Genomic DNA, 24,040 nt, shown 5'->3' with positions numbered 1-24,040 from the left:
CAACTTGATGACCCGACAGAGCCACGTCCACCTCGGCCTGTGCGCAACCGCGCTCGGCGTTGCCGCATTGCTCGCGGCCTGCGCGGGCCGGCCCCCTGCGCCGAATGCATCGCATGCGCCACTGGCCGCCGCGCGGCCCGGCACGCTGCAGGCCTGCACCGATCTTGCTGCCCGCGCCGCGCTGCCGGGCACGGTCTACACCTCGGTCACCGACGTGCCGGCCGGCACCGTCACGATTGGCAACGCAACCATGGCCGCGCCCGCTCACTGCCTCGTGCAGGGCCGCATGAACGAACGCACGAGCCCCGTCGACAACCAGCGCTACGCCATCGGCTTCGAGATGCGGCTGCCCGTCGCATGGAACGGTCGCTTCTTCTACCAGGCCAACGGCGGGCTCGACGGTGTGGTGCTGCCGGCGCTCGGCGGCATCGGTGGCGGTGGCCCGCGCAGCAGCGCGCTGCAGATGGGCTTTGCCGTCATCAGTTCCGACGCGGGCCATGCAGGCTCGATGGGCCCACGCTTCGGGCTCGACCCGCAAGCGCGGCTCGACTATGGCTACAACGCGGTCGCGCAACTCACGCCGATGGCCAAGAATCTGATTTCCAAGGCCTATGGCCGCGGGCCCGACCGCTCCTACTTCGGCGGCTGCTCCAACGGCGGGCGGCACGCGATGGTGGCTGCAGTACGCTCGGCCAACCAGTACGACGGCATCCTCGCAGGCGACCCCGGCTTCAACCTGCCGAAGGCGGCGGTAGCGCAGCTCTACGGCGCGCAGCAATACGCGACGGTGGCCAGCGCGAAGACGCCCGCCGGCCAGCCCGATCTGCAGAGCGCGTTCACGCCGGCCGAGCTGAAGCTGGTGGCCGACAAGGTGCTGCAGCGCTGCGACGCGCTCGACGGCCTGGCCGACGGCATCGTGTCGAACGTCAATGCCTGCAGGACGCGCTTCGACATCCAGACGGCGGTGCCTACCTGCGCCGCGGGTACGCGTGACGGCATGTGCCTCAGCGCGCCGCAGAAGAAGGCGCTCGCCAATGTCTTCAAGGGTGCGCGCAACGGCGCGGGCCAGACGATCTACAGCAGCTTCCCGTTCGACGCAGGCGTGAGCGGCGCCAACTGGCGTGAGTGGAAGTTCGCGAGCCCGCCGACGCGCGACGCGGGTGCCGTGGGCTTCATCTTCAGCACGCCGCCGCTGGCCGATCGGCCGCAGGGCCTGCCCTTCGCGCTGGGCTTCGACATGGACCGCGACGCACCGCGCATCGCGGCCACCGATGGCGTGTTCCGCGAATCGGCCCTGTCGTTCATGACGCCGCCCGACGCGGCCAACCTGGGCGCGCTGCGCGACCGCGGCGGCCGGATGATCGTCTACCACGGCACCAGCGACCCGGTGTTCTCGTCCGACGACACCGCCGCCTGGTACGACCGTGTGCAGGCCGCGAATGGCGGCGATGCCTCGTCGTTTGCACGCTACTTCCCGGTGCCCGGCATGAACCACTGCGCGGGCGGCCCGGCCACCGACCAGTTCGACATGCTGAGCGCGCTGGTCGACTGGGTCGAGCAGGGCAAGGCGCCCGCATCGGTCACCGCCTCGGCGCGTGGCGCGGGCACGCCCGTGCCCAACACAGAGGTGCCGGCCAACTGGTCGGCGCAACGCACGCGGCCGCTGTGCCCCTACCCGCAAGTTGCAACCTACACCGGCGGCGACACCGAACGCGCGAGCAGCTTCGCCTGCAAGCTCCCGACGCCCTGATACCGACCCTGATACCGAGTTACCGAGCCCCCGATGGATTACCAGCCCCGCCCCGAAGACGTCAGCTTCCTGCTCAATGCCGTGCTCAACGCGCCCGCGCGCCTGGCTGCGCTCGCGCCTTTTGCCGAAGTCGACGAGGCCCTGCAATCGCAGGTGCTCGAAGAGGCGGGCCGCTTCGTCGGCGAGGTGGTGGCGCCCATCAACCATGGCGGCGACGAAATCGGCTGCCGCTTTGCCGATGGCGAAGTCGTCTCGCCGCCGGGCTTTCGCGAGGCGTACCAGGCCTTCGTCGATGGCGGCTGGCCCGCGCTGTCGGCCGCAACGGAAGACGGCGGCCAGGGCCTGCCCGCGGTGCTCGAAGCGGTGCTCTACGAATGGCTGGCCGCCGCCAACCATGGCCTCACGATGGCGCCCGGCCTGCTGCACGGCGCGTATGCCTGCCTCAAGCACCATGGCAGCGAGGAGCTGAAGCAGCGCTATCTGCAGAAGATCGCGACCGGCGAGTGGCTTGCCACCATGTGCCTCACCGAAGCCCATGCGGGCAGCGACCTGGGCCAGGTGCGCACGCGCGCCACACCGCAGATGGGGCAGGCCGACGGCAGCCTGCGGGTGAGCGGCGGCAAGATCTTCATTTCCGGCGGCGAGCACGACCTGACGCCGAACATCGTGCACCTCGTGCTGTGCCGCCTGCCCGATGCACCCGCCGGCCCCAAGGGCCTGTCGCTGGTGCTCGTGCCCAAGCTGCTGCCTGACGGCACACGCAACGCGGTGCACTGCGAACGCATCGAGGAAAAGATGGGCCTGCACGGCAGCCCCACCTGCACGATGCGCTTCGACGACGCCACCGGCTGGCTGGTCGGCGAGCCCGGCCGCGGACTGGCCGCGATGTTCGTGATGATGAATTCGGCGCGCCTGCACGTGGCGCTGCAAGGCATCGGCCTGCTCGACGCCGCCTGGCAGAAGGCCGACGCCTATGCCGCCGAGCGCCGCCAGATGCGCGCTCCCGGCCCCGTGCCCGCCAGCCGGGGCAGCGAGCCGGCCGACCTGATCGCCGAACATCCGGCCGTGCGCCGCATCCTCGACACGCAGCGCGCCTGGATCGACGGCGCGCGCACCCTCGCCTACCGCAGCGCGCTGATGCTCGACGTCGCCGCGCACGACGCCGACCCCAAGACCCGCGAGCGCGCGCAGCGCTGGTGTTCGTTCGTCACGCCGGTGCTGAAGGCCGCGTGCACGCACCAGGCCTTTCACGGCGCGAGCGAATGCCTGCAGGTGTTCGGCGGCCACGGCTACGTGCGCGAATGGGGCATCGAGCAGATCGTGCGCGACGCGCGCGTGACCATGATCTACGAGGGCACCAACGAGATCCAGGCCATCGACCTGCTGGTGCGCAAGGTGCTGCCCGATGGCGGCGTGGGCATGTCGGCCGTGCTGCTCGAGCTGCGCGACACGCTCGACGCCTCGCGCGAGGCCGATGCCGACGTGCAGCGCCGGCTGGCGCAGCTGCGCTACCTGGGCACCACCGTGGCCATGGCGGCACATGCCAACCCGGTGCTGCCGTACGAGGTGGCCGACGACTACCTGCGCGTGACGATGCTCGCGATGATGGCGTGGGCCTGGGCGCGCATCGAGGCAACGGCACCGCATGACCTGGAAAAGGCCCGGGCCGCCGCCGCCTTCCGCCGCTGGGTGCTGCCCGAGTTCGAAATGCGGCTGGGCATCGTCAAGCGGGCCTGCGAGACGGTGGCCCTGAGCCACCATGCCGCGACGCCCCCGGGTGTCGCCAACTAGCCACTCGAAGCGTTCGTATGCCCTCACTCGCGGTTACGCTCGGGCCATGCCACCCTCCCCGAAACCCGCCCCCGCCAGAGGCGAGCAGGCCGTAGTGCCGCAAGGCAAGCCGGACCGGCTCGACGCACGCATGCTCGAAACCCTGGTCGGCTACAACGCGCGCCGAGCGTGGCTGATCGTCAGCGCCTTCTTCGCGGAGCGCATGGCGCCCTATGGGCTCAAGCAGATCGACTTTTCAGTGCTGTCGCTGCTGGCGCACAACCCGGGCGCCACGTCGCGGCAGCTGTGCAACGCACTGGACATTCTTCCGCCGAACCTCGTGAGCCTGGTGGCCACGCTGGACAGCCGGGGCCTCATTGAACGCCGCCCCCACCCGCACGACGGCCGCGCCGTCGGGCTGCATCTCACGGCGGCTGGTGAGGCGCTGGTCCGTGAGGCCGAGCAGACCGTGATCCAGCTCGAAGCCGATGCCAGCGCCAAGCTCACTGCGCGGGAGCGCGACACGCTGATCCGGCTGCTGCAGAAAATCTACTTCTGAGGCTCCGGGCCTGCTTCCTACAGGCCCCGCTCGACCATATCGATCAGCTGTTGGCCAAGGCTGTGGGCGGCCTCAGCCGGGAGCTCGCGCAGCGGCCCATCGATGATGAGCAGCGCCAACCCGTGCACCGCACTCCACGCGAGGTATTCGGCATTCGGGCGCCGCGCCGGGTCGAGCACGCCCGCGTCCACCAGCCGGTCGATGGCCTTGCCCAGCAGCTGGAACGGGTCCAGCCCGCTGGCACCCGCCTTGCCCGGGCCGAGTTCGCCGCTGCCCTCATCGGAGATCACGAAGGCCGTGCGGAACAGACCTGGCTCGGCCTGCGCGAAGCGTAGATAAGCGGTGCCGACGGCGCGCACCTGCGCCCGCGCAAAGTCGGCGGGCGGCTGGTCGCAGGGCAGCACCGCCAGCTCCTTTTCCATCGCAGTCGCCGCCGCGGCCAGGGCCGCCTCGCGCACCGCCAGCAACAGCTCCTGCCGGCTGCCGAAGTGCCTGTATGCCGCATTGGGCACCACACCCGCGCGCCGCGTGGCCTCGCGCAGCACCACCGCGCCGGGGCCGCCGTCGCGCGCCAGTTCGATGCCCGCGTCCAGCAGCGCCCGGCGCAGATCGCCGTGGCGATAGGTGCTGCGGGCGGGCGGCAGGCTGTCGGGGACGTTGTTGAGCTTCATTGCAATTCCATGTGGACACTGTCCATTATCCCTGTTATTCTTTGTGGACGGTGTACACAAACTAATCAAATTGTTTGCGGCCCATGACACCGGGGGCCTCCGAGTCACCTCTCCAATCCAAAGGAATCGCAATGAAAGTCCAGTCTTACCTCTCATTCGAAGGCCGCTGCGACGAAGCGCTCGGCTTCTACAAGAAGGCGCTCGGCGCCGAGGTCGTGCAGCTCATGCGCTACAGCGAAGCGCCTGCAGGAGCCCCTTCGGAGAATGCCGAAGCCGGTTGCGCCGGCGGCACGCCCGGTGCCGACAAGGTGATGCACGCGGTGTTCCGCATCGGCGACACCGAGTTGATGGCCTCCGACGGCCGCTGCTCGGGCCAGGCGAAGTTCGAGGGCATCATGCTCGCGCTCACCGCCAGCACCGACACCGAAGTCGTCAAGTGGTTCAACGCACTGGCCGAAGGCGGCCAGGTCATGCAGCCGCTGATGCCGACCTTCTTCACCTCGAACTTCGGCATGCTGACCGATCGCTTCGGCGTGGGCTGGCTGCTGGTCGTAGCGCAACCCACCTGATCCCGCGCACCTTCTTTCCATCCATATCCAGAATCTCCAGAGAGAGCCCTGCCATGCTCAAGAAAATTGCCCTCGTCGTCGTCCTCGCGATCGCCGCGCTGCTGATCTTCGCGGCCACCCGGCCCGACACCTTCCGCGTGGAACGCACCGCGCGCATCGACGCGCCGGCCGAGAAGATCTTTCCGCTGATCGACGACTTCCACCGCTGGAACGCCTGGTCGCCCTACGAAAAGCTCGACCCCGCAATGAAGCGCACCTTCGGCGGCACGGCGAGCGGCAAGGGCGCCACCTACGCCTGGGAGGGCAACGACAAGGCGGGCGCAGGGAGCATGGAGATCGTGGAGTCGGCGCCTTCGTCGAAGGTCGCGATCAAGCTCGACTTCATCAAGCCATTCGAAGGCCACAACACGGCCGAGTTCACGCTGCAGCCCCAGGGCAATGCAACGCAGGTCACCTGGGCCATGTACGGCCCCAGCCCCTACGTCGCAAAGCTCATGGGCATCTTCTTCAACATGGACCAGATGATCGGCAAGGACTTCGAAGCGGGCCTTGCCAATCTCAAGACGGCCACCGAAAAGTAACCCCCAAAAGGAAACCTCATGTCCCCCATTCACGCCTACCTCACGTTCGACGGCAACGCAGCCGAGGCCATGCGCTTCTACGAGAAGACGCTCGGCGGCACCATGCAGATGATGATGACCGTCGGCGAAGCGCCCGACACCGAGCAGTTCCCGCCCGAGGCGAAGAAGCGCATCATGCATGCCGCCCTGGCCTACGGCGACGGCATGCTCATGGCCTCCGACTCCATGCCCGGCCAGCCGTACGAAGGCATGAAGGGCTTCGGCGTTGCGCTGACGCTCGATACCGTCGCCGAAGCACGCCGCGTGTTCGACGCCTTTGCCGACGGCGGCCAGGTCTTCATGCCCTTCGCCAAGACCTTCTGGGTCGAAGGCTTCGGCATGGTGACCGACCGCTTCGGCACGCCGTGGCTCATCAACGGCGGGAAGCCGCTGGTCTGAGCCGTCCCTCCATCGCTCTACAGGAATCGCACTTCCCATGACCAACCAACTCGACAGCCGCAAGCGCTGGCTCGCATTGATGGTGCTGTGCCTCGGCGTTCTGATGATCGTGCTCGACACCACCATCGTGAATGTGGCGCTGCCCTCGATCCGCACCGACCTGGGCTTCACCGAGACCTCGCTGGTCTGGGTGGTGAACGCCTACATGCTGACCTTCGGCGGCTTCCTGCTGCTGGGCGGGCGGCTCGGCGACCTGTACGGCCACCGCCGCGTGTTCCTCGCGGGCCTGGTGCTGTTCACGCTGGCATCGCTGGCCTGCGGGGTCTCGACCTCGCAGGGTCTGCTGGTGGCGGCGCGCGCGGTGCAGGGCCTGGGCGGAGCGGTGGTCTCGGCCGTGTCGCTCTCGCTCATCATGAATCTCTTCACCGAACCGGCCGACCGAGCCAAGGCGATGGGCGTGTACGGCTTCGTGTGCGCGGGCGGCGGCAGCATTGGCGTGCTGCTGGGCGGCCTGCTCACGAGCACGCTGAGCTGGCACTGGATCTTCCTGGTGAACCTGCCCATCGGCGTGGCTGTGTACGCGCTGTGCGTGGCGCTGCTGCCCAGCGCGCGCGGCCATGCACACGGCGAGAAGCTCGACGTGGCCGGCGCAATCACCGTCACGCTGTCGCTGATGCTCGCGGTGTACGGCGTGGTCAACGGCAACGAGGCTGGCTGGGGCTCCACGCAAACGGTGAGCCTGCTCGGCGCGGCCGTGGTGCTGCTCGCAGTCTTCATCGTCATCGAGTCGCGCGTGCAGCATCCGCTGATGCCGCTGGGCCTGTTCAAGCTGCGCAGCGTGTCGGTCGCCAACGTGGTCGGCGTGCTGTGGGCCGCGGCAATGTTCGCGTGGTTCTTCATCTCGGCGCTGTACATGCAGCTGGTGCTCAACTACACGCCCATGCAGATCGGGCTGGCCTTCCTGCCGGCCAACATCATCATGGCGGTGTTCTCGCTCGGCCTCTCGGCCAAGATCGTGATGCGCTTCGGCATTCGCAAGCCGCTGGCGGCCGGGCTCTGGCTCGCGGCCATCGGGCTGGCGCTGTTCGCACGCGCGCCGGTCAACGGCAGCTTCGCGGTCGACGTGCTGCCCGGGATGATGCTGCTCGGCCTGGGCGCGGGCATGGCCTTCAACCCGGTGCTGCTGGCTGCCATGAGCGAGGTGAGCCCCTCCGATTCGGGCCTGGCCTCGGGCGTGGTCAACACCTCTTTCATGATGGGCGGCGCGCTGGGCCTGGCCGTGCTGGCCAGCGCCGCGGCCGCGCGCAGCGCGTCGATGGAAGCGGCCGGCGCGCAGATGCCGCTGGCCCTCACCGGTGGCTACAACCTTGCGTTTCTCGTCGGCGCCGTGTTCGCGGCGGCGGCGGGTTTGATCGGGGCCTTGCTGCTTCGCACCGCCATGCCTGGGCAAATGGAGAACAACGAAAAGGCTGACGGAAAAGGGGCACCCCGGGGGACGGCGGCATCGTGAGCAACACCACGCCATGCAACCGCCGGTTTTCTTTCTTCAGCGTTTTCACAACTTATTCAGGAGAACACCCATGGCTCGTTATGTAGACGGTTTCATCGTCGCCATTCCCACCGCCAACGTCGAGGCCTACCGCAAGCTGGCACGCAAGGCCGGCAAGGTCTGGATGGAATACGGCGCGATCGAATACGTGGAGTGCATCGCCGACGACGTGAAGCCCGGCAAGCTGACCTCTTTTCCGCAAAGCGTGAAGCTGAAGGCCGACGAGACGGTAGCCTTCTCGTGGATCGTCTACAAGTCGCGCAAGCACCGCGACACGATCAACGCGAAGGTCATGGCCGACCCGCGCATCGCGTCGATGGACCCCAAGACCATGCCGTTCGATGCCAAGCGCATGATCTTCGGCGGCTTCAAGAGCATCGTCGAACTCTGATCCCGCCCGGGATGCTCAGGCCAGGAAGCCGTCGTAGACGAGCTTCAGGCCCGTGAGCAGCATCCCCAGATACACGAAGCGATAGAACCAGGTTGCATCGATACGCCGCGCGATGCGGATGCCGACCCACACGCCGAGGGGCGCGAGCGGCATCAGCACCAGCGACGTGGCCAGGGTGCGAAAGTCGAGCAGGCCGAGCCACGCGTAGGGAATCCACTTGCTGAGATTCACCACGAAGAAAAAGTAGGCCATCGTCGCGGTGAAAACCACCGGCGTGAGCCGCAGCGGAATCACGTAGGCATTGATCGGCGGCCCGCCCGCATGCGCGATGAAGCTGGTGAAGCCCGACACCGTAGTCAGCACCGCGCCTACGCCGCGCGAAGGCAGCGGGTCATTGGGCTTGGGCGGAAGCAGCAGCCGCTGTGCGAGAAACAGCAGCGTGAACACGCCGACGATGCCCGCCACCGTGTGCGCCGACAGCATGCGAAACAGCAGCGTGCCGATCACCGTGCCCAGCAGCCCGAACGGAATCAAAAACTTGAGCAGCGAGCGGTCGAAGTCGCGCCGGAACGCCGCCAGGCCCAGCACGTCCATCAGCAGCAACAGCGGCATCAGGATGGCGGCTGCCTGCGGCACCGTGACGGCCAGCGCCATCATCGGCACCGCGAGCGAACCGAAGCCCGCGCCGAAGCCGCTCTTGCTGATGCCGAGCAGCAGCACTGCGGGAATGGCGACCGCATAGAAATGCGGGTCGGTGATGAGGGGAAAGGCCATGGGAAGAGGAAGCGCAGAAAAAAGCCCACCGGAGCGGCGGGCTTCGCTAGCGTAGCAGGCCTTTAGATTGGGGGCGCGCTCACGCCGACGGGGTACCTTGCTCCGCGAATGTCCCCCGGCCTTCGGCCTCCTCCTTTATTTCGCTGCGCAAGGCACCCCATCGACGTGATCGATTGGCGCAGCGGTTAATCGGCTCGCATAAGCGCCGCGTCCATGTGCGAATGGCGCCGGGTGCTCCCCGCAGCGAAATAAAGGAGGAGCCGAAGGCGGGGGACATTCGCGGAGGGGAGTACCCGGTGTCATTCGCACGCACCCCGAACACAACACGAAACGAAGCAGCCGAAACGAACTACTCCGGCTGGATGCCCAGTTCACGCACCGTGCGGCTCCAGCGCTCCACGTCCTTGCGCACCAACGCGTGCGTGTCGGCTTGTGACAACGCGAGCGGCTTGCCGCCAGCCTTCACGAACGAATCCATCACCTCGGGCATTGCGATGACCTTCGCAAGCTCCGCACGCAGCCGCTCCAGCACCGCCGGCGACGTCTTCGCCGGTGCAAAGAGCCCGAACCACGATTCAAGCTCCAGCTTCGCGACGCCGGTCTCGCCGATGGTGGGCACGTCAGGCTGCGTCGGCAGCCGCGATGTACCCGACACCGCAAGCGCCTTCGCGTTGCCGGCCGCCACCTGCGGCCGTGCCGTCGGCGAAAGATCGAAGAACAGATCGACCCGCCCACCGAGCAGGTCTTGGTAAGCCGCCTGCGCACCGCGATACGGCACGTGCGTGAGCTCCACACCAGCCTGCTGCCACAACGCCGCCGCGATCACATGCTGCCCAGAGCCGTTACCGGCCGATGCGTAGTTGAGCTTCTTCGGGTTGGCTTTGGCGAAAGCCACCACGTCTTTCAGCGTACCCTGCGGCAGATCCTTGCGCGCCATCAACGTGTAGCTGTAGGCCACGGCCAGCCCCAATGGCTCGAAGTCGCGCAGCGAGTCATACGGCAGGTTCTTGTACAGCCCCATGTTGAGCGCGAGGTTCGACACCGAGCCGACCAACAGCGTGTAGCCATCGGCCGGCGCCTTGGCGACGAAGTCGGTGCCGACCACCGTGCCGGAGCCCGAGCGGTTGTCGACGATCACGGGCTGGCCGAGCGCGCGCGAAAGGCGCTCGGCGAGCAGCCGGCCGACAAAGTCGAAGCCGCCGCCGGGTGGCTGTGGAACGACGAGCTTGAGCGGCTTCGCGGGCCAGTCCTGCGCAAGCACGAGTTTCGGCATGGCGAGCATCGCCAGCGCCGCAACCATGACGCTGCGGCGGTCGAGTGTGGTGTCCATCGCTGTTCAGCGCTCGAGTGCGCCGCCAGCGAGCCAGCGCGCACCACGCTGGTACAGCGCCTCCACCGCCGGCCCCTTGAGCATCGGCATGTCCAGCTTCACCGTGTAGCCGATGCGCTGCTGGATGTAGGCAAGGTGGCGATAGCCTTCGGGCAGGTCGGCCAACACGGCAGCATCGAGCTTCACCGTGGCGGCAGGGTCCACCGGGTCGATGCGGTCCTTCTCGTAGATCGGCTGGCGGTGCAGCAGCTTCCATTCGCCGCCATGCTTTTCCACGAAGTCGTAGAAGCGGCCGGTGCACACCACGTCGCACAGCACGCCCTCGACCATGCCGCGCTGCGAGATGGTCATTTTGGTCTGCGCAATGGCGCGCTCTCCCGCCACCTCGATGGCCGAGCCGCCCAGAAAGTGCAGGATGCTCACGCCCTTGGCCCAGCCCTCCTGCGTGACGCGGATGAACTCGGTGTACGACCCCTGGAACCAGGTGGCCATCATCACGCCCTCGGGGTGCCACACGGTGGCAAAGCGCTCCCAGTCGCCAGCGTCGCGCCACACGGCCCAGCGCTCGATCATCCGGCGGATCAGCAGCTCCTGCTGCAGGGTGTCTGTCATTTGCGTTGTCTCCTTCATTGTTTTTTGTCTAGATCAAGCAGGCTGCTTCAACGGGTTGAGCACGAAGTCGAAGTCCAGCCGCCAGCGGCCGTTGTCCTGCTTCTTCCATGGCGCGACCAGCGACTGCCGCACCGCGAACACCGCATCGGAGTCGAGCCACTGGTCGCCATCGCGGAACACGTGGGTGATGAGCCGTTCGTAGCCCGGCGCCTCGATCTTGAAATGCAGGTGCGCGGGCCGCCACGGGTGGCGTTTGGTCGCACGCAGCAGGTCGCCCACGGGCCCGTCGACCGGAATGGGATAAGCCTCGGCCAGCACGCTGCGGAAATGCAGCGAGCCATCGGCCGCGGTGCGCAGGCGGCCGCGGTTCTCGGCGTGGTCCAGCCCTTGGTGCTGCACGTCGTAGTGGCCGCCTTCGTCAGCCTGCCACACGTCGACGACCGCATTGGCCACAGGCTCGCCGTCGAGCCCGCGCACCGTGGCGAACACGTCGCAGGGGGCTCCCACCGCGCCGTTGGCCACGTCGTCGCCATGCTCGTACTCGGGCGCGCCCTCGAAGTAGAAGGGGCCGAACACGGTGGCCTCGGTGCAGCCTGCAGGCTTGTCGTTGTTCATCGCGATGGTGAGCATCGACAGGCCCAGCACGTCCGACAGAAGGATGAACTCCTGCCGCTTGTCGTCGCACTTCTGGCCGGTGGCGGTGAGGTACTGAATGCCCTGGAACCACTCATCCTCGGTGAGCTTCACCTCGCGGGCGAAGGAGTGCAGATGTTGCACCAGGCTGGTCATGATCTCGTGCAGGCGCGGGCTGGGGGTGTCGGCGAAGCGCGCGAGCACGGCCTGGGTGATGTTGTCCTGGTTGAGGTTGCGCATCGTGGCTGTCTCCGTGTTGTCTCTGGGGTACGGCGCACTGTAGGCCGCACACCGCTCGCACGAAAGCGCCCGGGCGCAAATGATTTTTCCGCCCAGCGGAACGGTCACACCCGGCGCCGCACCAGAATCATCGGGACCGACGCCCCCGAGCAGGCGTCAATCTCGCGCAACCTCTTCTGGAGCATGCCCCGCTATCGCTATACGCGGCGAGGACTCAGGCTCGGGATCGGCGGTTGCATCCGCGAAGGTGAACACGAGCAGCGCGGTGAACCAGGTAAGAAGGCCCACAGTGCGCCACTCCGTCTGGCCGAGCGCGTAACCGACAAGAAGAAAGCCACCCACTACCGCGAACAGTCCGGCAAAGCGCCAGGCGAATACTTCGTGCGGACCATGGGCCTCGACAATGATCCGTGCGAAGAAAGCCTTCCAACCAAGAGCCAACCACGCCGCTCCAAGGGCACCCCACTTGAGGGCCGTCAGCAAGTGCAGGTCGGCCAGCATTGCATCGGCCAGCACGCCGGCAACCGAATCTTCGGCGGCGCGCATGGTGACGCCGTTTTCAACAAGATCGACCAGGCCGGCGAAGACCTGGGCGGCGATCAACAGGTGTAAAGGCATATTGATGCCAACCCGGCCATCGCCTCGCGCGAACACACGCCGCGCAAAGAGGATGAACAGGCCGACGTAGCCCGGCACGATCAGGGTCGAGTCGAAGAACAGCACCCAGCGCAGTTGACCAAGCGTTCCCCATCGGGCCAGCACCTGCGAGAACTCGAAACGGCGGTCTGCCTGGCCAAGCGCTTCCAGTGCATCGCCCGGCGTCATCCAGTAGACCAGCCCGATGCCACACGCGAATGCAGCCCAGGCGAGCAGCAAGAACCAGTGGCGAGTTTGCATGCTGTGCTTCATGGCTTGGCCTCGCAGACGTCACTGCCGGACGAACGATTGCACGACGCCTTTGCGATCCTCTCGTACGCCTCTTCAACAGCGCTCAGTGCCTTGCCGTCCATGAATTGCGTCGCATGGCTGGACAACGACCAGCCGAGCGCCGGGTCGGCGCCCTTCGCATTGAGTGGCATCGGAATCTTGATCACGTTGTCGGCGCCGAAGCGTTCTTGGGCCTCAGCCAGCATGATGCGCGTATGCGAATCGCGCACGCCGACCAGCGCGCGCAGTGGCGAGAGCGAATCGTGGAGCAGGCGGGGTGCGGAGGGTTCCAGCTTTTTCTCAACCTGCGACGCGCCATCCGGATCAGCGGCACCACTGTTCGAAACCACGAGCAACACCGGGCGCAGCTGGACGCCGGGCACCACATCCTTCAGGCCTTTCAACGCGAGGAACAGATCCAGTGCGGTCTGCACCCCGGAGTTGTCGAAGTAGCCGCCATCGACCAGGCGCATCCGTGTGTGGGGCTGGTGGTGCCGGCGAAAGGCTTCGGTGCGATCCTCTTGTTGGCGCCCCTCTCGCCCATTGCTCGATTCGACCGAGCCCGGTGGGCTCACGATCGGAAAGCGCGCGCTGTGGTGAACGAGTCCGCTCAATGGCTGCGTCGAAGTGGTCCACTTTCTGTCCATCAGGTCGACCACATCCCTGCCCCATTGCGCTGATGCATCTGGCGCCGGCTCGGGTGCCGACTTGATGAACTCCAGACTCACCGGCGCCATGATGCCGCGCTGGCCCGTCTCGACCACGGTCGTGTTCATGAAAAGCAACGGCAGCTGCGGACAGCCTTCGTACAGTGCGCCAAGCGTGTGCTCGAAGGGCCGCCCCGGGACTTGCGAATGCGCCCGCTGCCAGCCCTCCTCCAGCCCGCGCGAGCGGTCGAACCACGGATATGGCCAGGGCCAGAAGCTTTGCGCCAGGTCGTAATAGAAGAGCCCCACCAGGGCGGGCGAAAGAAAGTCGCGCGACAGCGCCAGCGGAGCAGTTGTGGGCGGATAGCTTGGTGGCTCTACCGACGGCGGCGGCGGGCACAGGTTGCCTCGCCTGACAGCCAACCAGGATGCCAGTCCGAGTGAGCCGCCCGACACGCCGGAGAGCGCGAAGACGTGTCGACTGGCGTCGAAAGTCGATTGCTCCGGAGGCCGTGGCGCATGCAACTTGTCGAGCACTGCGGCCGTCCAGTACGCCGCGCGGATGCCACCGCCCTCGCTCGCAACGATGATGATCGGGTACACGCGGTCGGGCCCTGTGCGTGACTTGTTCTCCGTCACGCCCTGCGCCGTGAGCCATGTCTTCAGCGCTTCTCGCAGATCGGGGCGGTCGGCCGCCGGGTACTTGGCATCAGGCGCATCGCGCAATGTGTGGTTGTCGTTGAGGAAGCCGGCCAGCACCGCCCACGCAACGACCACGATTGCGAGGGACGGAATGCCTCGCTTCATGGGCAGATAGGTCAGCAGGAAGGTGCCAATGAGGTTGATGACTGCCACGGCCAACGCAGGAGCCGCTGCGCTGCCTATGACGCGCGGCCCCGCCAGCGGCACCAGCGTGAAGATCACCGACAGCATCAGGAGCGCGCCGGTGCTCCACCACAGCACGAGCCGCGTCTCGGTTGGCAGGGGCGCACGCAATGGCAGCGTGGACGACTTGCCGAGACGAAAAATCTTGCGCCGACTGACGAAGAAGACAAACATCGCCACGGCGATGACGACGAAGCTGCCGCCGATCAGGTAGCTCGCCGTCTGCACTTTCTGTCGCGCCGCAGGCTCGCCGGAGGCGTCGGGCGGAACCAAGAACAGCACGCACACGGCCACCAGCATGGGCACCGCAGCGCCCGCGACACGCGGAAGCAGGACGCGAAACCATCCTGGCTCCTTGCGGCGAAAGCGCACGCCAGCCAGTTGCACGGTCAGCATCCAGCGCAGCGTGTACCAGATCGACAGGCCCAGGCCCGTGGTGGCCAGACCCAGGAATGCGGCGTCGTTGATGCTCTCATCCGCGCTCAGCGCCTCGACGACATGGCGCAGCACATCCTTGCCCTGGTCGCTGAAGATCAGTGCGACCCAGAGGAGCAAGGAAGCAATCGGGAAGATGCAGCGCACCAGCCCCCGCAGGGCATCGGCCGCAGGTCGGCCGACGAAGGCCCGCGCGTACCCGTAGACCTGCCGCAACGCGCGGGCGAATGGAGTTCTTCGGTTCATGTGCCCCTCCACAGTCGATGTAGCCACAGTTGCGAGGCGCCTGCAATATGGCAAAAGGAGACGAAGGCGAATGATTCCCTGGCTCGTCGGGCTGCGAATCCCCTGATTTGGGGATGACCTGCACAGGTTTTCCAGGGCGCCGCCATCCAGTTGGCCGCCACATAAAATCAAACGCTTGCGAACGTTGTGGTCCAACGATCCATCCCCCGCCAAGACAAACAAGCCCCGGAGACACCCCCATGGACCGCTGGACCGAAATCGCCCTGCTCGTGCAGATCGCCGATGCCGGCAGCCTGAGCCGCGCGGCCGAGGCGCTGGGCCTCTCCAACGCCGCCGCGAGCCGGCACCTGAGCGCGCTCGAAGAACGGCTGGGCGCGCGGCTGGTCGAGCGCAACACGCGGCGGCTGTACCTCACCGACACCGGCCGCGAGTTCTGCGGCCGCGCCCGGACCATTCTGGCCGACCTGTCGGACGCCGAATCGACGGTGAACGCCACCGCGCTCAACCCCACCGGCGTGCTGCGCGTGACGGCCTCGCTGTCGTTCTCGATCCACCACATCGCACCGCTGCTGCGCGAGTACACGCAACGCTACCCGGGCGTGACGGTGCACGTGGAGGCGGCCAACCGCTACTTCGACCTGATCGACAACAACATCGACGTGGCGATCCGCACGCGCGAGTACGAGCCTGATTCGAACGTCACGATCCGCCGGCTCGGCGAGACGCGGCGCATCCTGGCGGCGTCGCCGCGCTACTTTGCGCAGCACGGCTTTCCGAAGACGCTGGACGAGCTGAAGCAGCACAAGCTGCTGATCTACACCCACGCCAACAACCCGAACGAGCTGCGCTTCACCCGCAAGGGCGAAACGCACACGGTGTCGGTCACCGGCCTGCTCGAATCGAACGACGGCCAGGTGCTGCGCGCCGCCGCGCTCGACGGCATGGGCATCCTGGTGCAGCCGACCTACATCGTCTACGAGGACATCGTGGCCGGCCGGCTGGTGCCCACGCTGGACGACTGGGACCTGCCGCACCTGACCATCAACCTGGCGTACCCGAGCCGCAAGCACCTGTCGGCGAAGGTGCGCAGCTTCATCGACTTCATGGCGGCGCATTTCGCCAAGATGGACTACGAAAGAAAGTGGACAGGGCACTTCGGCAGCCACTGACCCGGCGGATCGGCCCTTTCGCCAAAACATGTGCGTAAACGCACATCCCTGATTTCGGCAGCTCCGCAAACTGGAACCGCAACCGTCGCATTCCGCGGCGGACCCACCGTTTTCCACCAAGCAAGGATCTGCCATGAACACCCAGGCCGCAGCCGCCAACACCCCGCGTGCGCCGATCGCATCGCCGCTTTCCGCCCTCTCCCCCACCACGCTGGACGATTCCGGCAAGCTGCTGATCCGCGTGACGATCGGCTTCCTGGTGCTGCTGCACGGCATCTTCAAGCTGTCGGCCGGCGTGGGCTTCATCGGCGGCATGCTGGCCAAGGCCGGGCTGCCGGGCGGGCTGGCCTACCTGGTGTACGTGGGCGAAATCGTCGCTCCGCTGCTGATGATCGCGGGCGTCTTCACCCGTGCGGCCGCCGCCGTGGTGGTCATCAACATGCTGGTGGCCTTCGGCCTGGTGCACATGGCCGACCTGTTCTCGCTGACCAAGCAGGGCGGCTGGGCGCTGGAACTGCAGGGCCTGTACCTGTTCGGCGCGCTGACGGTGGTGCTGCTGGGTGCCGGCCGCTTCAGCGTGGGCGGCGTCAAGGGCCGCTGGAACTGATCGTCAGCCGCCGTCGCCACGCACCTGCGAGACCATCAGCTCCAGGCGGGCGACGTCGGCCACCAGCAGGGCCTTGTCGTCCTTGCGCAGCACGCCGCCGCGCACCAGCACATTCAGCTCGCGGGTGACCTGCTCGCGGTTGGTGCTGATCTGGCTGGCCAGCGCTGCGTGCTTGGGGGCAGGGTCGAGCCGGGCCTGGTTGCCGTCGATGCCGGCGGTGCGGGCCAGGCGCAGCAGCTCGGCGTGCAGCCGGTTCTGCACACCGAGGGTGCTCAGGTCGATGACGCGCTCCGACAGCTGCCGCACCAGCGACACCAGCCGCAGCATCACCCGCTGGGCCACCAGCGGCTCGTCGCGCAGCAGGGCCATGAAGGCGGTGCGGTCGAGGCTGGCGACCACGCTGGGTTCGAGCGTGACCACGTCGGCAGAGCGCGGGCCGCCGTCGATGGCGGCGATGTCGCCGAAGTGCTCGCCGGCCTCGGAGTCGCGGAAGGTCACCTGCCGGCCGTTGGCTGAGTAGGTCGTCACCCGCACCCGGCCCGAGACCAGCAGGAACAGGTCGCCCTGCTGTTCGGCGCGCAGCAGCAAAGGCTTGCCGGCCTCCACGCTGTGCCACAGGCATTGCTGGGCCAGCAGGTCCAGGCGCTGGTCTGAAAGGCCTTCGAACAGCGCGATCTGGCGCAGTGCGAGGCTGGAGCGGGGAGTGGGTTCAGGTTTGGCCATGCCGGGGTCGATGGTCAACGGGGATAGGCGCGCGGATTATGCTCGGGTGCCGTTTCGAACCCGTTCATGGACAGACGTTCCGCTCCTGCCGTCCCTTTTCTTTCGCTGAGACCGCCGACACGGCGCAATCTCCGCTGGGCGAGCGGACTGGTACTGATGGCCTACATCACGGCGCACCTGCTGAACCATTCGCTGGGCATCTATTCCTTTGCAGCGGCCGAAACCGTGCTGCGCGGCGTGCAGAAGTTCTGGCACAGCCTGCCCGGCACCGCGCTGCTGTACGGCGCGGCCGCCACGCACCTGGCGCTGGCCGTGGTCGCGCTGTGGGAGCGCCGCACCCTGCGCATGCCGCCGCTCGAAGGCCTGCGCGTGCTGCTGGGATTTGCACTGCCGCTGCTGCTGGCCACGCACCTTACGGCCATGCGCGGCGCCTACCTGGCCTACGGCATCGAGGGCTCGTACGTGCGCGTGGTCTGGGGGCTGTGGGACTGGTGGGGCGCAGGCGCGCAGCTCCTGATGATGCTGGCGGCCTGGACCCACGGCTGCCTCGGCCTGCACTTCGCTCTGCGGGCGCAGCCGGCCTGGCGGCGCTTTTCCTACCTGCTGCTGGCCGTCGCGGTGGTGTTGCCGCTGACGGCGGCGATGGGCTTCCTGTCGATGGGGCGCGAGTTCCAGTGGGGCGGCGTGCCGCGAACCGTGCTTCCGACGCCCGAGCAGGGCAAGGCGCTGAGTGCGGCCGAAGGCAACATCAAGTGGTTCTACGGGCTAGCGCTTACGGCGCTGCTGGCGGCGCGCTGGGGGCGCAACAGCTTCGCGCGCTGGTCGCGGCAGCCATCGGTCACGCTGCGCTACCCCAGCCGCACGGTGCAGGTGCCGCGCGGCTGGAGCGTGCTGGAAGCGAGCCGCTCGCATGGCATCGCCCACGTGTCGATCTGCGGCGGACGGGCGCGCTGCTCGACCTGCCGCGTGCGCGTGGCCGGCCCGGCCGAACACATCGGCGAGCCCGGCCGCGACGAGCAGCGCACGCTCGAACGCGTGCGCGCGCCGGCCGACGTGCGCCTGGCCTGCCAGCTGCGCCCGCGCGGCGACATCGAGGTCACGCCGCTGTTTGCGCCGCTGCCCAATGAAGGCCGGCCCGCGCCGGTCGGCAGCTTCGGGCGCGAGCGCGACGTGGCGATCTTGTTCGTCGACCTGCGGCGCTGGTCGGGCCTGTCGGAGCGACAGTGGCCCTTCGACCTGGCCTACGTGCTCGACCGCTACTTCGCAACCGTAGGTGCGGCCGTGCGCGAGAGCGGCGGCGTGCCGAACCAGTTCATCGGCGACAGCGTGATGGCGATCTTCGGGCTCGACTGCGACCTGCCCACCGCCTGCAGGCAGGCACTGCGCGCGACGGAGCTGATCGGCCAGCGCATGGACGCGTGGAGCGAAGGCTTCGAGGCGCAGTTCGGCCAGCGGCTGGAGTTCGGCATGGGCCTGCATGCGGGCCGTGCGGCGGTGGGTGAAGTGGGCTACCTGGAAACCACGACCTTCACGGCCATCGGTGAAGTGGTCAACACCGCGAGCCGGCTGCAGGACCACTCGAAGACGGCCGCATCGCGCCTGGTCGTCTCGCTGTTCGCGGCCGAGCAGGCCGGCGTTGCGGATGCCATGGGCGCTGTCGAAACGCTCACCGTGCGCGGCCGCTCCGAACCTCTTGCGGTGCTCTACGCACCGCACGCCGCCGCTCCCCTGTAGTTGCCGAAAGCGGTGCGCAAACGCACAGCGCAAACCGCAATGCAATTTCACACTGCATCCCGTGGCAACGACGAATGTCCGCCGCCCACACCGACAGTCGAAGGGATCCTCATCATGAACACCAAGCAACTCATCGCCATCTCCGCCGCCGCATTCGCCATGCTGGGTGCCGCGGGCGCGCACGCTGAAACCTACGAAGGCGTGCACGCCATCACATCGTCCGCCAGCCGCATGGACGTGCGGGCCGAAGCCGTGGCTGCCGCACGCAACGACAACCCCTATGCCGACGGCGCCAACGCCGGCCCTGCTCCGGTGATCTCCTCGTCGACCAGCCGCGCCGCGATCCGCGCCGAAGCCGTTGCCGCCGCGCGCAGCGACAACCCCTACGCTGAAGGCGCTTCGTCGGGTGTAGCCCCGATGGTGGCCAGCACGGTCGACCGTGCCACGGTGCGTGCCGCGGCCCGCGCTGCTGCCCGTGGCGACGCACTGCCGCTGTAATCGACCCGCAATCTGTCTCGCTTCGGCGAGCGTCCGCGCCGAAGCCGGCCCTTGCGAAAGCAGAGGCCGGCTTTTTTTGGTCAGCTCAGGGCCGCACGCCTTCCCAGGCGTTCTGCAGCAAGGCACGAATCGCGTCGCGCTCCAGCGGGCGCGGATTGGGGTACTGGTTCTTCAGCGCATGCTCGCAGGCCAGGTCGAGATCAGATTCCTTCATGCCGATGTCGCGCAACGCAACCGGCGCACCGTTGTCGCGCGCAAGGTCGTACACGGCTTGCGCGGCACTGCTCCCGCCCAGTGCCTTCGCGATGCGAGCCATGGCCTGCGGCGCCGCTTCGGCGTTGTAGGCCAACGCATGCGGCAGCACGATGGTGTGGGTCTCGGCATGCGGCAGGTTGAAGCTGCCACCCAGCGTGTGGCACAGCTTGTGGTGCAGCGCCATGCCGACATTGCCGAGCACCGTGCCGCAGAGCCAGGCGCCATAGAGCGCGTCGCTGCGGGCACTCGCATCCTTGGGCGTGGCGCGAATGGCGGGCAACGCGCGGCCCAGTGCGGCAATGCCTTCCTGCGCCATCAGGTCCATGATCGGATTCGAATCGACAGCGTAGAGCCCTTCGGCCGCATGCGCGATGGCGTTGATGCCGCTGGTCACGCTCATGCCCACGGGCAGGCCCAGCGAGAGTTCAGGGTCGTAGATGACGGTGCGCGGCAGCACCTTGAAATCTTTGCCCGTCTTCTTCATGCCGGCTTCGGTAATGCCGTAGATCGGCGTCATCTCGGAGCCCGCATAGGTGGTCGGGATGGCGAGGATCGGCAGGCCCGAATCGAGCGCGATGGCCTTGCCCAGCCCGGTGGTGGAGCCTCCGCCGATGGCCACGGCGCAATCTGCGCCCAGTCGGGCGGCCACTTCCCTCGCTTCACGCGCCGTTTCGATAGGCACGTGCATCACGGCACGGTCGAACACGCCGGCCGCGTGCGCGCCCAGCATGTCGGCCACGCGCTCGGCCTGCGGGCGCTGCTCGGGCGTGGACAGCACCAGGGCCCGGCGCGCGCCGAGCATGTCGATCTCGCGCGCCAAGTGCTGCAGCGAGCCCGCGCCGAACACCACCCGCTGGGGCACGCTGGTGTAGACGAACGATGGTGTGGTCATGGCTTTTCCTGTCTGTCTCTTGAGTATTCATGAACGACCGATGCCGGGCATCCACGATACGCCGGCGGCCCGTCGGGCGAGTGTCCCGCCGGGCCGGCTCTTCATTCAACGACAGGAACGGAAAGGAGTTTTCCGCTCAGCCCCGGTTGCCAGCAGCCCTCTCGCCAGCGCCCGCCTGGACGATGAGCAGCAGGAAGCCGCCGGCCATGGCCACGTTCTTCAGGAAATTGTTGAGCTGCGCGTTGAACTGCGCCGCGTCGGCGGCCCAGAACGCGTGCGCAGTGAAGCCTGTGGCCAGCGTGAACAGGGCCAGCGCGCCGGCAACCCATTGCACGCGCCAGCCGGCGATCAGCAGCAGCCCGCCGCCGATCTCGAGCATGATGGTCAGCGGCAGCACCACGTCGGCCAGCGGAATGCCGAGCTTGGCGAAGTAGCCGAGCGTTGCGCCATAGGTCATCAGCTTGCGCACGCCCGCGACCAGGAAGATCACGGCCATCAGCACGCGAGCGGCAAGGATCCAGCCGCGGGAAGAGTTGTTCGTCGTCGTCATTTCGTTTCTCCAGAAGAGTTGGCCGGGATCTCGGTGGTGCCCGTGAATTTCAGTCGCCCCATGCAGAGCACCATCGCGCACGACAGCAGCGCCGGCACGGCCGCCGCGATGAAGAGCGCGCTGTTCGTCCAGTGCAGCCCGATGAGCCAGCCCGCCAGCACCGGCCCCACGATGGAGCCCGCGCGGCCGATGCCCAGGCTCCAGCCCATGCCGGTGGCGCGCACCGTCGTCGGGTACACGCTCGACGCCAGCGCAATGAGCGCGGGCTGCGCGCCCACCACGCAGAAGCCGCTGACCGTGACCACCGCGAGCAACAGCGCCAGCGGCAAAGCCGGCTGGCCAATGACCGCGATGGTCACCACCGCCACAGCAAAGACCGGCACCAGCACACGGTAGAAGCCCACCCGGTCGATCAGCGGCCCCATCGCCACCGTGCCCACCACGCCGCCCACCTGCAGCAGCGTGCCGACCAGCACAGCCGTGCCGCCGCTGTAGCCGGCCTCGGTCGCGATGGTGGGCAGCCAGTTGGCTAGGAAGAACAGGTTGAGCAGGTTCATGAAGTTGATGCCCCACAGCAGCAGCGTGGCCGGCCCGCGCCCTGCGCGAAACAGCTCGACCACCGGTGCGCCGTCTTGCTTCGCCTCGTGCACCACGTAGCGGGTGCCGGGGCCGACGCGAACCTCGGGCGCGATGTGGGCCAGCCACTGCTGCACGCGGTCGAGCTTGCGCCCGCGCAGCACCAGGAACTGCATCGACTCGGGCATGTAGCGCAGCATCAGCGCCGCGATCGCCAACGGCACCAGGCCGCCGAAGATGAACACCGCCTGCCAGCCGCCCCAGGGAATGAGCACGGCCGAGATCAGCCCGCCCAGCACCGCGCCACCCGTGAAGCCGCAAGACACCCACATCATCAGCGTGACGCGCCTGCGCTGCGGGCTGTATTCGCTGGCCAGCGCGCTGGCGTTGGCCATGATGCCGCCCAGGCCGATACCGGTGATGAAGCGCATGGCGAGCAGCTCGTCGAGCGTGTGCGTGAACGCCGTCGCCAGCATGCACAGCGCAAAGAAGACCGTGGCGCCGAGCAGCACGGGACGGCGCCCAATGCGGTCGGCGCAGATGCTCAGCACCAGCGAGCCGACCAGCATGCCGAGCAGACCCGCGCCAAACACCGGGCCGAGGGCGGCTTTCTCGATGCCCCAGGCCCGCACGATGGCGGGTGCGACGAAGCCCATGGCCTGCACGTCGAAGCCGTCCATGACGACGGCGCAGCCGACCAGCAGCAGGATCCATTTCTGGAAGGCGCTGACGGGGTGGCTGTCGATCAGCGCGGGGATGTCGATGGTGGCGGTGGCGGCCCCTCCGCCCGCTTCGAGGGAATGCGGCAGGATCTTCACGCGGTCACCTCATCGCCCAGGCAGTTCGCGGCCGTCCAGCCGTAGAGCCATTCGAGCGCGTCGTAGAAGCGCTCCTGCGGTCTGCCCGTCCACATGCTGTTGCGCACCAGGCGCTCGACGCCCTTGGCGTGATAGATACGGCCCATCTCGCGCGCCGACAGCACCACGCGCGCGGTGCGAGCCACGCGAGAGCGCTCGTACAGCGCGAGTGCACGCGGCCAGTCGCCCTCTTCGCGGCGCAGCGCGAGGCCCAACGTCACCGCGTCTTCGCAGGCCATGCACGCTCCCTGCGCAAGGTACTGCACCATCGGATGCGCCGCGTCGCCCAGCAGCGTGGCGCGGCCGAAGGTCCATTGCTCGATGGGGTTGCGGTCGGCGGTGGAGTAGCGCTTCCACGCCTTCGGAATGCGCAGCAACTGCTGCACCTGCTCGCAGGTGGGACGGAAGTAGCGCTGCACCTCCGCCGGGTCGCCATCCATCGAACCCCACTCCTCGGGCTGGTCGCTGTGGAAGGTGACGGCCATGTTGAACTTGTCGCCGCCCTTCAGCGGGTAGTGCACCAGGTGGCAGTTGGGCCCGACCCAGATGCACGGCGCGGTGAAGCGCAATGCTTCGGGGAAGTCGGCTGTATCGATCACCGCGCGGAACACCACGTGACCCGACACGCGGATGCTGTCGCCCACGTACTGCTGGCGCACTGCAGAGCGCACGCCGTCGCAGCCGATCACGGCCTGGCCTTCGTGGCGGCCTCCCTGTGCGTCGATCAATGTGACGCCCGCATCGTCCTGCTCGATGTGCACGACCTTGGTCGAGGTGAGGAACTCGATGCCTTCCGTCGTGGCCTTCACACCTTCGAGCAATGCGCCGTGGATGTCAGCGCGATGGATCACCGCATAGGGGTTGCCGAAGCGCTCGCGGAAGCGGTCGGACAGCGAAATGCTCGCCACGCGCTTCGCGTCGATGGCGTCGAACATCACCATCTCTTCGGTGTAAACCGCCTTGGCGCGCAGATGCTCGCCCACGCCCAGCGCGTCGCAGGCCGCAAAGGCGTTGGGGCTGAGCTGAATGCCCGCGCCGATCTCGCCGATGTGGCCGGCCTGCTCGATCACCTTGACGCGATAGCCTTCGCGCACCAATGCCAGCGCCGCGGCGAGCCCGCCGATGCCGCCGCCGGCCACGAGCACGGGGCGGGTGTCTTTCTGCGCGTTCAT

24 protein-coding genes are annotated in these 24,040 nt (G+C 67.5%); 12 read left to right on the top strand and 12 right to left on the bottom strand.

Translation table 11 applies throughout. From position 1 onward, the window contains the following. Positions 1-7 precede the first annotated feature (7 nt). The 3 genes from ACSFBF_RS09720 to ACSFBF_RS09710 are packed head-to-tail and all read left to right on the top strand — an operon-like array spanning position 8 to position 4,079. Entirely contained in the window at positions 8-1,750 is a 1,743-nt protein-coding gene (locus ACSFBF_RS09720; RefSeq protein ID WP_435466369.1) for a tannase/feruloyl esterase family alpha/beta hydrolase, read from the top strand. Positions 1,751-1,783: 33 nt separating this feature from the next. After that, complete coding sequence (locus ACSFBF_RS09715) at positions 1,784-3,541, top strand: acyl-CoA dehydrogenase family protein (protein WP_435466367.1); 1,758 nt, start codon at positions 1,784-1,786, stop codon at positions 3,539-3,541. A 46-nt stretch (positions 3,542-3,587) separates the two neighbouring features. After that, positions 3,588-4,079, top strand: coding sequence for a MarR family winged helix-turn-helix transcriptional regulator (locus tag ACSFBF_RS09710; protein WP_435466365.1), 492 nt, complete (start codon positions 3,588-3,590; stop codon positions 4,077-4,079). Positions 4,080-4,096: 17 nt separating this feature from the next. Here the strand turns inward: ACSFBF_RS09710 and ACSFBF_RS09705 are convergent, their stop codons facing one another. Beyond that, the gene (locus ACSFBF_RS09705; protein WP_435459207.1) at positions 4,097-4,750 is read right to left on the bottom strand and encodes a TetR/AcrR family transcriptional regulator; all 654 of its coding nucleotides are present in this window, start codon (positions 4,748-4,750) and stop codon (positions 4,097-4,099) included. Between the two features lie 131 nt (positions 4,751-4,881). Here ACSFBF_RS09705 and ACSFBF_RS09700 point away from each other — a divergent pair, with 131 nt between their 5' ends. The 5 genes from ACSFBF_RS09700 (at position 4,882) to ACSFBF_RS09680 (ending at position 8,278) form a co-directional block, all read left to right on the top strand. Then, entirely contained in the window at positions 4,882-5,319 is a 438-nt protein-coding gene (locus ACSFBF_RS09700; protein WP_435466363.1) for a VOC family protein, read from the top strand. A 53-nt stretch (positions 5,320-5,372) separates the two neighbouring features. After that, entirely contained in the window at positions 5,373-5,900 is a 528-nt protein-coding gene (locus ACSFBF_RS09695; protein WP_435466361.1) for an SRPBCC family protein, read from the top strand. Positions 5,901-5,918: 18 nt separating this feature from the next. After that, entirely contained in the window at positions 5,919-6,338 is a 420-nt protein-coding gene (locus ACSFBF_RS09690; RefSeq protein ID WP_435466359.1) for a VOC family protein, read from the top strand. 37 nt (positions 6,339-6,375) lie between these two features. Continuing rightward, positions 6,376-7,848 carry a DHA2 family efflux MFS transporter permease subunit gene (locus ACSFBF_RS09685; protein ID WP_435466357.1) on the top strand — a complete coding sequence of 491 codons (1,473 nt, stop codon included), beginning with the start codon at positions 6,376-6,378 and terminating at the stop codon, positions 7,846-7,848. Between the two features lie 70 nt (positions 7,849-7,918). Further along, entirely contained in the window at positions 7,919-8,278 is a 360-nt protein-coding gene (locus ACSFBF_RS09680) for a DUF1428 domain-containing protein (protein WP_435466355.1), read from the top strand. Between the two features lie 15 nt (positions 8,279-8,293). Here the strand turns inward: ACSFBF_RS09680 and ACSFBF_RS09675 are convergent, their stop codons facing one another. The 6 genes from ACSFBF_RS09675 to ACSFBF_RS09650 all read right to left on the bottom strand — a co-directional run bounded on the left by ACSFBF_RS09675 (position 8,294) and on the right by ACSFBF_RS09650 (position 15,202). Further along, on the bottom strand, positions 8,294-9,052 hold the full coding sequence (locus ACSFBF_RS09675) for a sulfite exporter TauE/SafE family protein (protein ID WP_093057601.1): 759 nt from the start codon (positions 9,050-9,052) through the stop codon (positions 8,294-8,296). Between the two features lie 349 nt (positions 9,053-9,401). Further along, positions 9,402-10,382 (bottom strand): Bug family tripartite tricarboxylate transporter substrate binding protein, encoded by a 981-nt coding sequence (locus ACSFBF_RS09670; protein ID WP_435466353.1) that lies wholly within the window; start codon positions 10,380-10,382, stop codon positions 9,402-9,404. A gap of 6 nt (positions 10,383-10,388) precedes the next feature. Beyond that, positions 10,389-10,994, bottom strand: coding sequence for a nuclear transport factor 2 family protein (locus ACSFBF_RS09665; RefSeq protein WP_435466351.1), 606 nt, complete (start codon positions 10,992-10,994; stop codon positions 10,389-10,391). A 33-nt stretch (positions 10,995-11,027) separates the two neighbouring features. Continuing rightward, a complete protein-coding gene (locus ACSFBF_RS09660) occupies positions 11,028-11,867 on the bottom strand; it encodes an intradiol ring-cleavage dioxygenase (protein WP_435466349.1) in 840 nt (279 codons plus the stop codon). A 156-nt stretch (positions 11,868-12,023) separates the two neighbouring features. Next, positions 12,024-12,776, bottom strand: a complete 753-nt coding sequence (locus tag ACSFBF_RS09655) for a hypothetical protein (RefSeq protein ID WP_435466347.1) — start codon at positions 12,774-12,776, stop codon at positions 12,024-12,026. Continuing rightward, positions 12,773-15,202 carry a hypothetical protein gene (locus ACSFBF_RS09650; RefSeq protein WP_435466345.1) on the bottom strand — a complete coding sequence of 810 codons (2,430 nt, stop codon included), beginning with the start codon at positions 15,200-15,202 and terminating at the stop codon, positions 12,773-12,775. Before ACSFBF_RS09650 ends, ACSFBF_RS09655 begins: the two co-directional genes overlap by 4 nt. A 44-nt stretch (positions 15,203-15,246) precedes the next feature. Between ACSFBF_RS09650 and ACSFBF_RS09645 the strand changes: the two genes are divergently transcribed. Both ACSFBF_RS09645 and ACSFBF_RS09640 read left to right on the top strand, forming a co-directional pair. Next, complete coding sequence (locus tag ACSFBF_RS09645; protein ID WP_435466343.1) at positions 15,247-16,176, top strand: LysR family transcriptional regulator; 930 nt, start codon at positions 15,247-15,249, stop codon at positions 16,174-16,176. 133 nt (positions 16,177-16,309) lie between these two features. Continuing rightward, positions 16,310-16,783: a DoxX family protein gene (locus ACSFBF_RS09640; RefSeq protein ID WP_435466341.1), complete on the top strand. Its 474-nt coding sequence runs from the start codon at positions 16,310-16,312 to the stop codon at positions 16,781-16,783. 3 nt (positions 16,784-16,786) lie between these two features. Here ACSFBF_RS09640 and ACSFBF_RS09635 read toward each other — a convergent pair whose 3' ends face one another. After that, a complete protein-coding gene (locus tag ACSFBF_RS09635) occupies positions 16,787-17,506 on the bottom strand; it encodes a Crp/Fnr family transcriptional regulator (RefSeq protein WP_435466339.1) in 720 nt (239 codons plus the stop codon). A gap of 66 nt (positions 17,507-17,572) precedes the next feature. Between ACSFBF_RS09635 and ACSFBF_RS09630 the strand changes: the two genes are divergently transcribed. After that, the gene (locus ACSFBF_RS09630) at positions 17,573-19,240 is read left to right on the top strand and encodes an adenylate/guanylate cyclase domain-containing protein (protein ID WP_435466337.1); all 1,668 of its coding nucleotides are present in this window, start codon (positions 17,573-17,575) and stop codon (positions 19,238-19,240) included. 114 nt (positions 19,241-19,354) lie between these two features. Continuing rightward, on the top strand, positions 19,355-19,738 hold the full coding sequence (locus tag ACSFBF_RS09625; protein WP_435466335.1) for a helicase SNF2: 384 nt from the start codon (positions 19,355-19,357) through the stop codon (positions 19,736-19,738). An 85-nt stretch (positions 19,739-19,823) separates the two neighbouring features. On the opposite strand, the gene ACSFBF_RS09620 is transcribed toward ACSFBF_RS09625, so the two are convergent. The 4 genes from ACSFBF_RS09620 to ACSFBF_RS09605 form a co-directional block, all read right to left on the bottom strand. Then, positions 19,824-20,885, bottom strand: a complete 1,062-nt coding sequence (locus ACSFBF_RS09620; RefSeq protein ID WP_435466333.1) for a maleylacetate reductase — start codon at positions 20,883-20,885, stop codon at positions 19,824-19,826. Between the two features lie 136 nt (positions 20,886-21,021). After that, positions 21,022-21,435 (bottom strand): DoxX family protein, encoded by a 414-nt coding sequence (locus ACSFBF_RS09615; RefSeq protein ID WP_435466331.1) that lies wholly within the window; start codon positions 21,433-21,435, stop codon positions 21,022-21,024. Next, positions 21,432-22,829: an MFS transporter gene (locus tag ACSFBF_RS09610; RefSeq protein ID WP_435466329.1), complete on the bottom strand. Its 1,398-nt coding sequence runs from the start codon at positions 22,827-22,829 to the stop codon at positions 21,432-21,434. Before ACSFBF_RS09610 ends, ACSFBF_RS09615 begins: the two co-directional genes overlap by 4 nt. Then, positions 22,826-24,040: a 3-hydroxybenzoate 6-monooxygenase gene (locus ACSFBF_RS09605; RefSeq protein ID WP_435466327.1), complete on the bottom strand. Its 1,215-nt coding sequence runs from the start codon at positions 24,038-24,040 to the stop codon at positions 22,826-22,828. Before ACSFBF_RS09605 ends, ACSFBF_RS09610 begins: the two co-directional genes overlap by 4 nt.

Source organism: Variovorax nivicola (assembly GCF_051216475.1).
Taxonomy (GTDB): Bacteria; Pseudomonadota; Gammaproteobacteria; order Burkholderiales; family Burkholderiaceae_C; genus Variovorax.
Note: the sequence above shows the minus strand (reverse complement) of the source record. Positions and strands in the feature narration are given on the sequence as shown.

Coding starts and splice junctions, on each gene's coding strand:
- ACSFBF_RS09720 (WP_435466369.1), top strand. CDS start 8: ATGACCCGACAGAGCCACGTCCACCTCGGCCTGTGCGCAACCGCGCTC.
- ACSFBF_RS09640 (WP_435466341.1), top strand. CDS start 16,310: ATGAACACCCAGGCCGCAGCCGCCAACACCCCGCGTGCGCCGATCGCA.
- ACSFBF_RS09715 (WP_435466367.1), top strand. CDS start 1,784: ATGGATTACCAGCCCCGCCCCGAAGACGTCAGCTTCCTGCTCAATGCC.
- ACSFBF_RS09685 (WP_435466357.1), top strand. CDS start 6,376: ATGACCAACCAACTCGACAGCCGCAAGCGCTGGCTCGCATTGATGGTG.
- ACSFBF_RS09670 (WP_435466353.1), bottom strand. CDS start 10,382: ATGGACACCACACTCGACCGCCGCAGCGTCATGGTTGCGGCGCTGGCG.
- ACSFBF_RS09695 (WP_435466361.1), top strand. CDS start 5,373: ATGCTCAAGAAAATTGCCCTCGTCGTCGTCCTCGCGATCGCCGCGCTG.
- ACSFBF_RS09710 (WP_435466365.1), top strand. CDS start 3,588: ATGCCACCCTCCCCGAAACCCGCCCCCGCCAGAGGCGAGCAGGCCGTA.
- ACSFBF_RS09635 (WP_435466339.1), bottom strand. CDS start 17,506: ATGGCCAAACCTGAACCCACTCCCCGCTCCAGCCTCGCACTGCGCCAG.
- ACSFBF_RS09615 (WP_435466331.1), bottom strand. CDS start 21,435: ATGACGACGACGAACAACTCTTCCCGCGGCTGGATCCTTGCCGCTCGC.
- ACSFBF_RS09690 (WP_435466359.1), top strand. CDS start 5,919: ATGTCCCCCATTCACGCCTACCTCACGTTCGACGGCAACGCAGCCGAG.
- ACSFBF_RS09680 (WP_435466355.1), top strand. CDS start 7,919: ATGGCTCGTTATGTAGACGGTTTCATCGTCGCCATTCCCACCGCCAAC.
- ACSFBF_RS09620 (WP_435466333.1), bottom strand. CDS start 20,885: ATGACCACACCATCGTTCGTCTACACCAGCGTGCCCCAGCGGGTGGTG.
- ACSFBF_RS09605 (WP_435466327.1), bottom strand. CDS start 24,040: ATGAACGCGCAGAAAGACACCCGCCCCGTGCTCGTGGCCGGCGGCGGC.
- ACSFBF_RS09630 (WP_435466337.1), top strand. CDS start 17,573: ATGGACAGACGTTCCGCTCCTGCCGTCCCTTTTCTTTCGCTGAGACCG.
- ACSFBF_RS09655 (WP_435466347.1), bottom strand. CDS start 12,776: ATGAAGCACAGCATGCAAACTCGCCACTGGTTCTTGCTGCTCGCCTGG.
- ACSFBF_RS09675 (WP_093057601.1), bottom strand. CDS start 9,052: ATGGCCTTTCCCCTCATCACCGACCCGCATTTCTATGCGGTCGCCATT.
- ACSFBF_RS09705 (WP_435459207.1), bottom strand. CDS start 4,750: ATGAAGCTCAACAACGTCCCCGACAGCCTGCCGCCCGCCCGCAGCACC.
- ACSFBF_RS09625 (WP_435466335.1), top strand. CDS start 19,355: ATGAACACCAAGCAACTCATCGCCATCTCCGCCGCCGCATTCGCCATG.
- ACSFBF_RS09645 (WP_435466343.1), top strand. CDS start 15,247: ATGGACCGCTGGACCGAAATCGCCCTGCTCGTGCAGATCGCCGATGCC.
- ACSFBF_RS09665 (WP_435466351.1), bottom strand. CDS start 10,994: ATGACAGACACCCTGCAGCAGGAGCTGCTGATCCGCCGGATGATCGAG.
- ACSFBF_RS09660 (WP_435466349.1), bottom strand. CDS start 11,867: ATGCGCAACCTCAACCAGGACAACATCACCCAGGCCGTGCTCGCGCGC.
- ACSFBF_RS09700 (WP_435466363.1), top strand. CDS start 4,882: ATGAAAGTCCAGTCTTACCTCTCATTCGAAGGCCGCTGCGACGAAGCG.